Here is a 12909-nt window from a genome sequence, read left to right on the forward strand (position 1 = left end):
AAGCGTCGGTCCGGCCATCGTCACTTCCAGCACTGCTTCATCACCGCTGTTGCCGACAAGCGCATTGGCAAGACGATATGCCCATGCGTCCATGGCTCCGCTCATTGGCACACCGGCATGCCGGTAACCGGTGCGTCCGCTATCTTGGACGGTTGTAAAAAATCCGCTCTCGATGACGTCAATCATGTTCCTCTCTCCAACGTGCAAATTCCTTGGCGTCAATGGGCTGAAACTCGACGATGTCGCCAGCGGCAAGCAAACTCGGCTCAGCCCGGCGCGGGTCAAACAGCTTCAGCGGCGTCCGGCCAATCAACTGCCAGCCGCCCGGCGTGGCAAGCGGGTAGACGCCCGTCTGTCCGCCGGCGATGCCGACCGAACCGGCTGGCACTTTTGTGCGCGGCACCGGCCGCCTTGGCGTCGCCAAGCGCGGCGACAGCCCTCCTAAATAGGCAAATCCAGGAGAAAAGCCGATCATATAAACTCGGTAGCGTCCGGTCGAATGAAGCGTCACCACCTCGTTTTCCGTCATCCCATGAAAGCGGGCGACATCCGACAAATCCGGACCGAATTCGCCGCCGTAACAGACGGGAATGACGACCGTACGCGCCAAACGCCGCGCCGCTTGTTCAGACCGCCTGATGTTTTTCCTTAGCCATGCGCCTATGCCGATGTAATCGATCACCAATGGATCATAGTAGATGGTGAGCGACGAAAACGCCGGCACGATCTCCTCGATGCCTTCTTTTTTCTCTGCCTCAAGACGGGCTGCCGTCCCATGGACGACCTCGTTCACCGCCTCATCAATGCAGTCCGCGAACCGAACCGTCACCGCATATTCGCATAGCGGAAACAACGTATACTCCACCATCATCCCTTCCCTCGAAAGCCGAGTTCGCGCGAAATGTCCATCGCCGCCTTCTTCAGAAGCGGAACGATGCGCGCCACATCATCCGACGAAAAGCGTTGTTCCGGCCCGGCAACGCTCAGCCCGGCAACCGCCGCGCCTTCATGGTTGAAAATCGGCACAGCAACGGCGGCCGAATAGTTTTCCAGCTCAGAATAGCTGACCGTATAGCCGCGGTCCCGGTCTTCTTCCAACAACCGGCGCAACGCTTCTTTGTCGGTCACCGTATGTTTGGCGATTTTGACAAGCTCGACTTGTTCTAAATAACGTTCCCGATCCGCCTTGTCCATAAACGCGAGCAACACGCGCGGACACGCACCGGCGTACAGCGGAGCGCGCCGCCCAACTTTCGTATAGACGCGCACCGGCTCGGACGTTTCGACTTTTTCAATATACAGCGCCTCATCGCCGTCGCGGATGACTAAATTGACCGCTTCGTTCGTCTCCTCTTTCAGCCGCTTCATCACTGGCAGCGCCGCCCGGCGAATATCGAGCCGCTCGGCGACGAGCGCGCCAAACGTCAAGAAGGCTAAACCGAGCTCATAGTGATCGCCTCGTTTTTGCAAAAAACCAAGGACAACAAGCGACTGTGCCATCCGGTACACCGACGTTTTGGGCATCCGAAGCCGCTCGACCATTTCCGGCAGCGTCAACCGTTCGCAATCGAGAAACAAATCAAGCAGTTCTTTTGTTTTTAAGACCGTTTTATTCACCATTGCCCCTCTGTTCCGAATATCAGAATATCAATTCCAAAATACGAGTTATATATTTTTTATTATAATGAAAAGTGGAACAACTTTCTACCACAAAATGAAAAGCGCCCGCTGAACGGACGCCGTTGAATTCAAATCGATAAGCGTTTCAAAAACACGTAACTCACTTTTTGATATTCCATTTTTTCCTCATAGAAGCGATGGGCGTCAACCCGCTGGAGGCCGGATGACAGCGAGACAATCCCGTAGCCGTGCTCCTTCGCCCATTCGTGCACATGCGACAGCAACGCTTTTCCATACCCTTTCGAACGTTCGCTCGAAGCGGTAACCAAATCGCACACCCAAATAAAGCGACCGTTATAGAGCGTAATCATCGGCATGAATCCGACAACGGCAACCATTTTGTCCTGATCATATAACGCCGCAAGCTTATACCCTTCTTTTTCTTGCGCTTCACGCACAAGCGCAACATACGTTTCTTCATCCAAATGGGTGCGCAGCTCGCGCATGACCGGAAAGGCGCTTCTCACTTCTTCTTCGGTTTCGAGCCAAACGAATTGCCGCACGATTCCCATCTCCCTTCTCTAGTCAGTGCCCCTTTCAATGGATCGGCTGATCATGTCAGCGAAGCGAGCACAGCCGGCAAGGCATCCACAACGTCCGACGCCAATACATCCCAGGGCGAATGACCGTGTTGAACAAGCCAATCAGCAGCCTTTCCATGCACGAAAACAGCATTGCTCACCGCCGGCTGCACCGCCTCGTGCTGCAGCAAAAACGCCGCCACGATGCCCGTCAACACGTCACCGCTGCCGCCTTTCGCCAAAGCCGGGTTGCCGGTCGTGTTGACATATTGCGATCCATCCGGCCCCGTAACAATCGTATACGGCCCTTTCAACACGACATACACGCCATATTCCATCGCCAACCGCTTGGATACCCCAAAGCGGTCGTGCTCCACCTCGCGAATGGAGCGATGGACGATGCGCGCCATTTCCCCCGGATGCGGGGTGATCACCGTCGGCGCGCTTCGGACGCGCACCTGTTCGGCGTAATCATCCCAGAAAAATAGGGCATCGGCATCGAGGACAAGCGGCACCGGACGGCGCACAAGTTCGCTGACCAGGCGGCGCACCCCTTCCGTTCGCCCCATGCCTGGACCAACGGCGAGCGCATCGACATCCAGCCCATCCCAATCGGTCGCACCGGCAAATGCGCCGTCATCAGCCGGCCACGGCCTACACATCGCCTCGGGCACCCGGTTGGCGACCGCCTCGTACACCGTTTCCGGAACCGCCATGGTCACAAGTCCGGCCCCGCTTCGCAGCGCCGCTTTGGCGGCGAGCGTCACCGCTCCGGCCATCGCCTGTGACCCGCCGACAACAAGCAGTTTGCCGTACGTTCCTTTATGAGAGAACCGCTTCCGCTTTGGCATCGTTCGTATGACATCGCTTCGTTCCCACACGAACCGATGGTCTGCATTCGCTTTGACCGCCAGCGGCGGAATGCCGATATCAACGACAACCATTTCTCCGTAATAATCGACAACGGGGAAGGTATACGCCCCAAGCTTTGGACATTGAATGGTGAGCGTCATATCCGCGCGAACGGCCGCGGCGACATCACCGCCATCCGCCGGCACCCCGCTTGGCACATCGATTGCATACACAACAGCCCGCGAGCGGTTCACTTGTTCAATGATTTCTTGATACGGAGAACGAACCTCACCTTTCACGCCGATGCCAAGGAGCGCATCAATGATCACGTCGTAGTGCGGCGCACGCATCGCAAACTCTCGTTCATTCCCTTCATACGGAATCCACGAATACCCGGACCGCTCGTACACCTCAAGCGCCGTGCGCGCTGCTCCTTTCACCTTTTCCTTTGGTGGAACGAGCCATACATCGGTTTCGTAGCCGTAGCTTTTCAACATGCGGGCAACGACAAACCCATCCCCGCCGTTGTTGCCCGTCCCGGCAAGCACCGCCACGTTAGCGGCGCGTGGAATTCGTTCTTTCAGCGCTGAAAACAGCGCCTGCCCGGCGTTTTCCATCAATGAATCAGCGCTAATGCCGATCCGCTCCGTCACTTCCCGGTCGATGGCGTACATTTCATCAGCTGTTACGATCGGAATCATTCTCCTTCCTCCTCGCTTCTTTTGGCCTCCGTCCCCTTTGACGCTCCATCTTTTACACATGTTGGCCATGGGAGAATCAGGCTTCGAGAACGAACCACGATGCCCGATGGAGCGGTCTTTATGGAGCGTTCATGAAACGTTTGGCGTTCCCTGCCGCGCCTTCCCATCATCAATGTATATAGCATAACGTTCGACGCAAGAAAATGAGCGGTTCAACTCAACGCCAACCGCGCTTGCACCGAATGGGCGCCACATCATTCATCAGCCAAACCGCAGGCGCGAATCATCACTGTCTGTAGACGATATAGGCAAAAAAGGAGTATAGTAGAAATAGGCAATCCCGTAAAAGTCAAAAAAGAGGCGACCAACATTGACGCACATCGAAAAAGGAAGCAACAAATACCTTAAAGCAAGCATATCGCTCTTTTTTGGCGGCTTTGTGACGTTTGCCGTCCTATATACGCCCCAGCCGCTGTTGCCGATTTTCGCCAAACAGTTTCACATTTCTGCCGCGGCGGCGAGTTTAACCGTATCAGCATCGACCGGCACGCTCGCCGTCATGATGCTGATCGCTGCCAACTTATCGGACCGAATCGGCAAAAAACGGGTGATGATCGCCTCGATGTGGCTGACGTCGCTGTTGGCGATCGCGATGGCGTTCAGCCCGAATTTTCCGATGCTGCTTGCGGCGCGCACGCTCGTTGGCATCACGGCAGCCGGCATCCCTTCGTTGGCGATGGCGTATGTCGCCGAAGAATTCCACCCAGCAAGCATCGGCAAGGCGATGGGGCTCTATATTAGCGGCACATCGATCGGCGGCATGGCTGGACGGATATTGACGGGCGTACTGACCGATCTCTTTTCCTGGCGTTCGGCGCTTGCCATCATCGGCCTTCTATCATTGGCGCTTTGCCTCGCCTTCACCGTCCTTCTACCTGCCCCAAGACAAGCGACCAAACGACGGAGCAGCGAAACGGTATGGCGGGCGTACGCCGTTCACCTTCGCGACAAGCCGCTTGCGGCGCTGATCGTCCTTGGTTTTTTGTTTATGGGCGGGTTTGTGACGATGTACAATTACATCGGCTTTTTGCTGAGCGAGCCGCCGTATTCATTCCGCCAATCCGTGCTCGGCTTTTTGTTTATCGTTTATGTGTTTGGCAGCTTCAGTTCTGTCTATATGGGGCGTCAAGCCGATATATACGGCCATGCGCGCACCCTGCGCCTGTCGGTCGCCTTGACGGCGCTCGGGGCGCTCGCCACGCTCGCCCCGTCCGTGTTCGTGAAAATCGCCGGCTTGGCGCTGTTTACGTTCGGCTTTTTCGGTTGCCATTCGATCGCCAGCGCCTGGATCGGCGAGCGGACGCACGTCTATAAAGCGCAGGCGTCGTCCTTGTATCTTCTTTTCTATTATTTAGGATCAAGCCTTGCCGGAACAGCCGGCGGCTACGTCTGGGCGCATTTTCATTGGAGCGGCGTCATCGCCTTTATCGCCGTGTTGCTCGCCTTGTCCTACCCGCTTATCCGCTATGCGGAAAAACGACGGCCATCGCCTTCACGATGACCGCCGCCTCGATTATGGCTGCTTGGCGATCACTTGCAACCCAAACTGCAGGCAATCGTCGCAAATCGCCGCCAGCGGACCTTTGGCCAGCCTTGGTTTTTCTTTGAGACAAAACGAGCAGCGGCCGCCGCCATGCGCCTCTTCTACCTCCATGGCCAGCGTTTCCTCAAGTTTTTCCAATGAGAAGACAGCCAACGCCTCGTATACATTATCAAGCAAATGATCATCAATATAGGCACATTTTCCTTCCCAACGGAGCGCGATGAGTTTCGCCGCCACCGCCATCCCTTCGTAAAACCGGCGCCGAGCCTCATCCTCCCTTTGCTCGGCCATAGCGATCAATTCATCGGCAAAACGCTCAAGCGCCCGAGGCGTGCATTCATCAAGCCACCGTGTTGTTCCGTTTGTCATGCACATTTCCCCTCCCTCGTTTCTTTCCCTTTTCAATACGACAAACGGGCGTATTTTCCTTCTTCACCGCGGCAATTCATCAAGAAAACGGGATCGCAGCTCAAGCGGCGGCAGCTGACAATGATCGCGCTTCGGAGCGAGACGATGCCGACGATTGGCAATCGCGTCATACATATGATCGCGCAACAGCCGTGGAACGAGAAATCCAGCCGCTGTCAGCCAATTCCACGGCCAAGCTAGACGCCGGCCGATGCGCAGGACAGCGTCAGATTTTACATAACAGCACCCGTTCTCGATGAGGACGACACTGTCTTCTGCTGACATCTCCTGCTTTGCCAGCAACGCTTGGCCAACGATGCTCTGTTGCGCCGCAAAGCGGAACACCGCCTGGCGGTCGCGGGCGGCGATCCAGTGCGCGCTCGCATGGCAAAACAGGCAATCGCCATCAAATAAGATGACAGGATGCATCACGTTCCCTCCATTGACCGGCTGTCGACCGGCTTGATGCAGGCGATCACGTCGTTTTTCGGCGAGTTGACCAGCGGCGCCACTTCGTACATGCGCATCTCGCCGCTCGGATACGGCGACAATAACGATTTCAAGTACTCGCTGTCGTCCAAACGCGGATCAAGCCAGTCGTCATGCCGCTCGGGAGGCAACATGACCGGCATCCGATCGTGGATGGGGGCGATGAGCTCGTTCGCCCTCGTCGTGACGATCGCGCACGTCTCAAGCGGCCCGCTCGGCCCGTCCCAGCGCTCCCACAGTCCAGCAAAGGCAAACGGCTCGCCCGTTTTGAGGGTAAACCGGTACGGCACTTTTTTCGTTCCTTCCTTTTTCCATTCGAAAAATCCATCGGCTAAAATCAAACAACGCCGCCGCTTGAACGCATGGCGAAAACTCGCCTTTTCATCGACTGTTTCCGCCCGGGCGTTGATCATCTTGGCGCCGATGCGGGCATCTTTTGCCCAAAACGGCACAAGCCCCCAGCGCATCATTTTGCCGATTCGCTCCCCTTCTTCCACAATGACCGTCAACACCTCCTGGCTCGGGGCGATGTTGAACCGGGGCGCGAGCGGGCCTTGATAACGGAAGTGAAACTGCTCCTGCAACGCCAACAAATCGACAGTTAATGTAAACCGCCCGCACATGCCTCTTCCTCCCTTCTTCTCGTTAGCTCGATGGAAGCAAACCATCTTCTACCAGCAAACTGTCAACAACGCTCTCCCCATGTGCGCTCATCTTTATGAAAGTGTAAGTCTTCCTAGTTGAGTGATGATCCAAATCCTTTCCTTCTCAGTTTATAAAAAAAGCGGCCGAGAGGGAAATCCGGCCGCTTGATGAAAAGAAGCATCAGTTCACCTCTTGCGGCACCGGCGCCAGAGGAAACCGAACCGTAAACGTGCTTCCTTTTTTCTCTTCCGAAACGACGGTTACCTCACCGCCGTGCGCTTTCGCAATTTCTTTGACGATCGTCAAGCCGAGCCCTGTTCCGCCGATGCGGCGGCGATCGGAGTTATCAACGCGGAAAAACTTCTCGAAAATATGCGGCAACGCTTCCGCCGGGATGCCAGGCCCTTCATCTTGCACATCGACGCACAGGCAGCCGCTATGTTCATACAACCGGATCACAACGGCTCCACCGTCTGGAGAATATTTCACCGCATTATGAACTAAGTTCGTAAACAGCTGCCGCAAACGCTCTCTGTCGCCGCGGATCATCGTCCGCTTTGTCTCGATCAAGACGGAAAACGCATGAATATCCGTCCCCATTTTTTCGGCATCGATGACTTTTTCCATGATCGGAACAAGATCCACCGGCTCCCAACGATACGTTTGCCGGCCGGCTTCCATGCGCTGCACATCGAGAAAATCATTGATCAAAGCCGTCAGCCGCTCCGCTTCTTGGCCAATGGCGGTCAAATATTTTCGCTGCCGTTCCGGCGCAAGCGGTTTGTTCAGCAGCAACTCCGCCAAACCGAGAATGCCCGCAAGCGGCGTCCGCAATTCATGGCTGACCGTGCTGACCAACTCGGATTTCATCCGATCCACTTCCGCCCGCGCTCAAACGCCTCCATCGCTTTCGGCATAAGCTGTTCGAAATAACGGATGAAAAACTCGCGGGCATCGCGAAGAACCCGCTCATCTTCCGGATGAGAAGCCAACGGCTCCATTTCCCGCAATACTTGCTTCACGATTTCTTGTTGCTGAAAGACGCTTTCTTTAAACGACGGACGTCCAAATGCAAAATAGCCGCGCACATCAAAAAACGCTTGCGTAAACGCCCGATCAAGCTGGCGGGTGAGAATTTCCTTTTGCTCGAGCCTTTGTTGCGCCGCCTCAAATGAACGGACGAGCGACTGCTGGTACATCACAAACAACGCCGAACCGAGAATAAACAACATCGTACATAAAACCATCAGCGATACAAATCGGGATGCAAGGTTGCGACGAAAGCGCATTGTCATCTTTCATTCAATACCTCATTCACTTTTTTCACAAAATCCAACGGGTGATACGGTTTTTCGATAAACAAATCCGCACCGGTTGAAAGCGCCCGCTCTCGGTCGGCCGGCTGGGTTTTCTCCGACAGCATGATCACTTTCGGACGTTTCCCGGGGCAGTCACGGCGAACATGTTCGAGCACCTCGACACCGCTATAAAACGGCAACATATAATCCAGCACCACCAAATCATAATCGCGTTCGCGCAGCTGCGCGAGCGCCTCTGCTCCGTCCGCCGCATCGTCCACTTGATGCCCTTCATCGGTCAACAAATCGACTGCCAACATGCGCAACACATCTTCATCCTCAACAAGCAAAATCTGTTTCAATCGTCCTTCCTCCCCCTGCTTCATCATGTTCGCCGCCTGCTTCTCCCCTTGCCGGCCAAAGGAAAATCCTCTTCCGCTCTCCCCGATGCCCGACGGGGGAATCCCATAAAAGCATAGAACGGTCGACGCAACTCTACATCCGTTTCAGCAATCGGCTGACCCGCGCCTCGAGCTCAAGCCGTTTAAACGGCTTCGTTATATAATCGTCCGCTCCCAACTGAAGCGCCCGCGCGATATCTTCTTCACTTTGCCGCATGGTCAACATAATGACTCTATACCGTGAGGCATCACGTCGGCTACGAAGACGGCGCAATACCTCAAGCCCGTCCATTTTGGGCATCACTCCATCCAAAATGACAAGGCACGGCGAGCGGTCCTCGTGCCACGATGACTCGACAAACGACAGCCCATCCGCAAATGCCCGCACTTCACACCGTTCTTTTCGATCCCGGGCAATGTGTTCAAGAAGATCTGCCACAATCGTGCGAACAATCACATCATCGTCAACGACCGCCATTTTCATGGTTTTTCGCTGTTGTCTGCCGCCGAGCTTTTCAGCAGCCACCGTCCGATCACGACCACCGTTTTTGGCCGCATACATCGCCGCATCCGCCTGCTCGAGCCAATCATCAAGCGCCGCGCCTCCTGCGTTCACTTCCACAATTCCACAAGAAAAGGTGCAATGGAACACCGTGTTCCCCCCGGAAAAAGAGCAGGAGCGAAATTGGTCGCGAAGCCGCTCAATGACTTCGATCGCGTCTTGTTGCGGCGTTTTCGGCAAAAAGAGAAGGAATTCCTCACCGCCGAAACGAAACGCCAAGTCATTGGGCCGTGTTCCGTTCCGAAGAAGCGCCGCAAATTCACGCAACACTTCATCTCCGACTAGATGGCCGTACTGATCGTTAATCTTTTTAAAATGATCAAGATCAAGCAATGCAATGCAATACGGCTTCCCGAGCCGCTCCCGCTCGTTTTCGAACTGGCGATAGGCCTCGGGCAAATATTTGCGGTTGTATAATCGCGTCAATTCGTCGACAAGCAAAAGACCTTCCAACTGCCTTTTTCGCTCCAGCAGCCGATTCACGCGAATAAGAAATTCGGATAAAGAAAACGGTTTGACCATAAAATCGTCAGCGCCCAACGCATAACTTTGCAGGCGCACCTCTTCACGATCATCGGCGCTGATGATGACGGTTGGTACAAATTGTTGGCCAAGCGCCGCTTTCAATTCTTTAAGGACAGTCAACCCGTCCGTTCCCCTTATGTGGACATCGATGACAATACAGTCGGGCTTCACCTCATAAAATTGCGCGATCGCCTTTTCCGGTTGGGCGACGGTGACAATATGCCAACCTGCTTTTTCCATTTGCTCTTTCATAAACATAAGAAAAAGCGGATCGTCGTCAATCATCAACATCAATGGCGCTTCCTCGACCTCCGCTTTCGAAAGCGAAAAATGGGGCGGAATGTCGCGATACGTCTCATCGTAATACCAATGCATCAGTTCATAAACATGCTCCTTCAATGCAGCGGACGTCCATACGTTTCCGCTTTCCTCTTCAAGCCGCTTCATGAGGCGGCGCGCTTTTTTCCCCAGCTCTTCCATGCCGATAACCGCTGCCGTCCCCGCAATGTTATGGAAGAACCGATACACCTCTTCATACGTAATCGTTTCCGCCCGCTCCCATTGTTCCAATTTGGCGCGAATATTGCGCCAAAAATGCTCCTTATATTTGTCCATGGCCGGACGCTGCCCCTCCTGTTTTCATCTCATCTCCTTAACGGCACAAAAAAGAAGGAACCGCCGAAGCCGTTCCACTATTTTTCATTATATATGGCTTTTGTTGTGCTGTACACGATCAAATCAATTTTTTCTAGCCTCTGTCACTCAAGCGACTGTAAAAAAGAAAGCATGCGGCTCACGTATTGGTCGCCATACAACGAGAAACTTTTGACATGATCCGCTTTGTCCGTCAGCCATAGTTGAAACGCATCCGGATGGGTTTTGTACAGTTTTACGCTTTCCTCATACGGAATCGAATGGTCGTCTTTGCTGTGGATGAACAAAATCGGCCTTGGCGCGACACGATCGACCGCATGGATGGGAGAAGATACGCTCAAATCCAAGTCGGCAAGCGCTGGGATGATGGCCAAAATCAAATACGTAAACGGTACATCCGGCAAATGCGTCCAAACCGGCATGTTGGCGCGCAAATACGATTCAAGATCGCTAAACGGGCTGTCCGCAATCACCCCGCGAACATCGCCGTCCTCTGCCGCCGCCAAGATCGACGTTGCCGCTCCCATGGAAATGCCGTATAAGGCGATCGGCTCGCGGTAATGACGTTTCGCGTAATCAATGACGCCGAGCAAGTCGTCCTTCTCTTTGACGCCGATCGTAATCATGTCCCCTTCCGATTCACCGCTCGCACGGAAATCGAACAAAATGACACGGTACCCTTCAGACACGAGCCGCTTGGCGAGCGGCAAAAACGGCACGTTTTTCTGAATCCGGTTGCCGGCGTACCCATGGGCAAAAATGACCGTCATCTTCGCCTCTCCTTTAGGCGGAATGATCCAGCCTTCGAGCGCCGTTTTCCCATCTTTGCTTGTGAATGTCGCACTTTCATACGCCATGCCATAGTCTTTCGGCGTCACGGCAATCGGCTCGCGCGGTTTATGCGTCAGCTGCCAGCCGACATAAACGGACAAACCGACGCAAGCGAGCAACCCCAAAATGACAACGCCAATGGCCGCAGAAATCCAAACGCGCCGTTTTGTCCGGCGCGGCGTGCGCACCAATTCCATGCGCATTTCCCCCTTCTTGCTTTTTCCCTTTCTTTCATCCTACTTGTGCAATTGGTCATTTGGCAAACAAAAAAGAGATGTCCGCAAAAGAACGAACATCTCTTCCGCCAATGGCCCGCTTGAAACACAATCTGCCATACCGCCAACTTACGAATGCGCAAGCGGCGCAGACGCTCCTTTACATCTGACGATCAAGTCAAACTCACGCACCGACGTCATGCGTTCATCAACGAGCCCGCGCTCCCAAACATGGCGCAAAAACAGCTCAGCGATCAGCCTATTCCGTTCGTTTTCTTGCCCGCGTTCCAAAGCGATGACGCTCAAATACAGATCGCACATCCGATTGGCGATCGCTTTCGCATGGAACGTCTGGACCTCTTCCGCCTGGCCGTTAAGACGCGCCAGTGCTGCCCCCCATTCCTTAAGCCCTTCTTCGACCGGGCGGGCGAGCGGCTTCACGTCAGCTGCCAAATGCTCAAGGCGCTCCTGCATCTCGGCGGCAAACCGTTCGTGGATGCGATATTTGCGCATCAAACGCAGCACCTCGAGCGCCAAAATGTTCGCCGTCCCCTCCCAAACCGTCAGCACTTGCGCATCGCGCAACAGGCGCGGCGTGACGAAATCTTCAATATACCCGTTGCCTCCATGCATTTCAATCGCCTCATGGCTGAACGCGATCGCCTCTTCAGCGGTGCGCATCTTAAGGAGCGCGATCAGAAGCCTAAGCCATGCTTTCTCCGCCTCGCCCGCTTCATGCGGCGCAGTCATCACGCGGTCAAACAAGGCGATCATGTCAAAGCAGGCGCTCGTTTCCACTTCCTGCCTCGCCGTCAAGTCAGCCAACGTATGGCGCACCATCGGGTAATCGGTCAGTTGATGGCCAAAAGCGGTGCGCTGTTCGGCGTATTGTTTCGCTTCCTCGAGCGCCCGCTTCATGATGCCGACCGAGGCGACCGCATTGCAGACGCGCGACAAATTGAGCGCTTCCATCATATAATAGAAGCCTTTTCGCGGATCACCAACCACATACGCCTCGGTCCCGTCAAACACGACTTCGGCCGACGGCACGGCGCGCACGCCTAACTTATCTTTTAGGCGGCGAATCGAGATGCCGTTTAACGTCCCATCCTCCTTGCGCCATGGGACGAGAAACAAGCTCAGCCCTTTCGTCCCCGGGCCGCTCCCGTCGATGCGCGCCAATACGAGCGCTACACCGCAGCGGCCGGCATTGCTGGCAAAATATTTTTCCCCATATAGTTTATAATGGTCGCCGCACGGCACGGCACGCACCGCGTTGGCGCCAACGTCCGACCCGCCTTGGCGCTCGGTTAAAAACGTCGCCCCTTCGTACAGCTCGACTTCCCCAGTGGAGATGACATGGGGCAAATACGTCGCTTTCAGCTTTTCATCGGCGAAATGCTCGAGCACATAGGCGGTCGCCATCGTCAGCGTCACCGGGCATTGACACTCCACACGCCTAAAGGGCGTGGGATTCTTGGGTCGTTCGCGTCCTCATCCATTTCTGGTTCGGACAACGCCCAA

At 54.9% G+C, this 12909-nt stretch carries 13 protein-coding genes and 2 pseudogenes; 1 reads left to right on the forward strand and 14 read right to left on the reverse strand.

The window, feature by feature from the left end; translation table 11 throughout:
- The 5 genes and pseudogenes from BRO54_RS06160 to BRO54_RS06180 all read right to left on the reverse strand — a co-directional run.
- Positions 1–186: pseudogene (locus tag BRO54_RS06160) on the reverse strand (KipI antagonist); the annotation flags it as partial.
- On the reverse strand, positions 179–871 hold the full coding sequence (gene pxpB / locus BRO54_RS06165) for a 5-oxoprolinase subunit PxpB (protein ID WP_074043429.1): 693 nt from the start codon (positions 869–871) through the stop codon (positions 179–181). The pseudogene BRO54_RS06160 and the gene pxpB, both read right to left, overlap by 8 nt.
- Positions 868–1617, reverse strand: coding sequence for an IclR family transcriptional regulator (locus BRO54_RS06170; RefSeq protein WP_074043481.1), 750 nt, complete (start codon positions 1615–1617; stop codon positions 868–870). Before BRO54_RS06170 ends, pxpB begins: the two co-directional genes overlap by 4 nt.
- Before the next feature lie 131 nt (positions 1618–1748).
- Positions 1749–2192, reverse strand: coding sequence for a GNAT family N-acetyltransferase (locus BRO54_RS06175; protein WP_074043430.1), 444 nt, complete (start codon positions 2190–2192; stop codon positions 1749–1751).
- Between the two features lie 41 nt (positions 2193–2233).
- On the reverse strand, positions 2234–3754 hold the full coding sequence (locus tag BRO54_RS06180; protein WP_074043431.1) for a bifunctional ADP-dependent NAD(P)H-hydrate dehydratase/NAD(P)H-hydrate epimerase: 1521 nt from the start codon (positions 3752–3754) through the stop codon (positions 2234–2236).
- Between the two features lie 370 nt (positions 3755–4124).
- On the opposite strand from BRO54_RS06180, the gene BRO54_RS06185 reads away from it, so the two are divergent.
- Positions 4125–5315: an MFS transporter gene (locus BRO54_RS06185; RefSeq protein WP_074043432.1), complete on the forward strand. Its 1191-nt coding sequence runs from the start codon at positions 4125–4127 to the stop codon at positions 5313–5315.
- 12 nt (positions 5316–5327) lie between these two features.
- On the opposite strand, the gene BRO54_RS06190 is transcribed toward BRO54_RS06185, so the two are convergent.
- The 9 genes and pseudogenes from BRO54_RS06190 to BRO54_RS06230 all read right to left on the reverse strand — a co-directional run.
- Positions 5328–5726: a hypothetical protein gene (locus tag BRO54_RS06190; RefSeq protein ID WP_074043433.1), complete on the reverse strand. Its 399-nt coding sequence runs from the start codon at positions 5724–5726 to the stop codon at positions 5328–5330.
- A gap of 63 nt (positions 5727–5789) precedes the next feature.
- A complete protein-coding gene (locus BRO54_RS06195; protein WP_074043434.1) occupies positions 5790–6194 on the reverse strand; it encodes a thiol-disulfide oxidoreductase DCC family protein in 405 nt (134 codons plus the stop codon).
- Positions 6194–6877 (reverse strand): SOS response-associated peptidase, encoded by a 684-nt coding sequence (locus BRO54_RS06200; RefSeq protein ID WP_074043435.1) that lies wholly within the window; start codon positions 6875–6877, stop codon positions 6194–6196. The genes BRO54_RS06195 and BRO54_RS06200 overlap by 1 nt, the downstream gene beginning before the upstream one ends.
- A gap of 202 nt (positions 6878–7079) precedes the next feature.
- On the reverse strand, positions 7080–7769 hold the full coding sequence (locus BRO54_RS06205) for a sensor histidine kinase (RefSeq protein ID WP_074043436.1): 690 nt from the start codon (positions 7767–7769) through the stop codon (positions 7080–7082).
- Entirely contained in the window at positions 7766–8194 is a 429-nt protein-coding gene (locus tag BRO54_RS06210; protein WP_139268042.1) for a hypothetical protein, read from the reverse strand. The genes BRO54_RS06205 and BRO54_RS06210 overlap by 4 nt, the downstream gene beginning before the upstream one ends.
- Positions 8191–8586, reverse strand: a complete 396-nt coding sequence (locus BRO54_RS06215; RefSeq protein ID WP_239691213.1) for a response regulator — start codon at positions 8584–8586, stop codon at positions 8191–8193. Before BRO54_RS06215 ends, BRO54_RS06210 begins: the two co-directional genes overlap by 4 nt.
- Before the next feature lie 106 nt (positions 8587–8692).
- Positions 8693–10300, reverse strand: a complete 1608-nt coding sequence (locus BRO54_RS06220; protein WP_074043438.1) for a diguanylate cyclase — start codon at positions 10298–10300, stop codon at positions 8693–8695.
- A 143-nt stretch (positions 10301–10443) separates the two neighbouring features.
- Positions 10444–11373 (reverse strand): alpha/beta hydrolase, encoded by a 930-nt coding sequence (locus tag BRO54_RS06225; protein ID WP_074043439.1) that lies wholly within the window; start codon positions 11371–11373, stop codon positions 10444–10446.
- Positions 11374–11514: 141 nt separating this feature from the next.
- Positions 11515–12828, reverse strand: a pseudogene (locus BRO54_RS06230) (acyl-CoA dehydrogenase family protein); the annotation flags it as partial.
- Between the last annotated feature and the right edge of the window lie 81 nt (positions 12829–12909).

Source organism: Geobacillus proteiniphilus (genome assembly GCF_001908025.1).
GTDB lineage: Bacteria > Bacillota > Bacilli > Bacillales > Anoxybacillaceae > Geobacillus > Geobacillus proteiniphilus.

Bases quoted from the DNA above. Each gene is read 5' to 3' on its own strand.
- pxpB (WP_074043429.1), bottom strand. From the start codon at position 871: ATGATGGTGGAGTATACGTTGTTTCCGCTATGCGAATATGCGGTGACG.
- BRO54_RS06175 (WP_074043430.1), bottom strand. From the start codon at position 2,192: ATGGGAATCGTGCGGCAATTCGTTTGGCTCGAAACCGAAGAAGAAGTG.
- BRO54_RS06180 (WP_074043431.1), bottom strand. From the start codon at position 3,754: ATGATTCCGATCGTAACAGCTGATGAAATGTACGCCATCGACCGGGAA.
- BRO54_RS06190 (WP_074043433.1), bottom strand. From the start codon at position 5,726: ATGACAAACGGAACAACACGGTGGCTTGATGAATGCACGCCTCGGGCG.
- BRO54_RS06195 (WP_074043434.1), bottom strand. From the start codon at position 6,194: ATGCATCCTGTCATCTTATTTGATGGCGATTGCCTGTTTTGCCATGCG.
- BRO54_RS06200 (WP_074043435.1), bottom strand. From the start codon at position 6,877: ATGTGCGGGCGGTTTACATTAACTGTCGATTTGTTGGCGTTGCAGGAG.
- BRO54_RS06205 (WP_074043436.1), bottom strand. From the start codon at position 7,769: ATGAAATCCGAGTTGGTCAGCACGGTCAGCCATGAATTGCGGACGCCG.
- BRO54_RS06210 (WP_139268042.1), bottom strand. From the start codon at position 8,194: ATGACAATGCGCTTTCGTCGCAACCTTGCATCCCGATTTGTATCGCTG.
- BRO54_RS06215 (WP_239691213.1), bottom strand. From the start codon at position 8,586: ATGATGAAGCAGGGGGAGGAAGGACGATTGAAACAGATTTTGCTTGTT.
- BRO54_RS06220 (WP_074043438.1), bottom strand. From the start codon at position 10,300: ATGGACAAATATAAGGAGCATTTTTGGCGCAATATTCGCGCCAAATTG.
- BRO54_RS06225 (WP_074043439.1), bottom strand. From the start codon at position 11,373: ATGCGCATGGAATTGGTGCGCACGCCGCGCCGGACAAAACGGCGCGTT.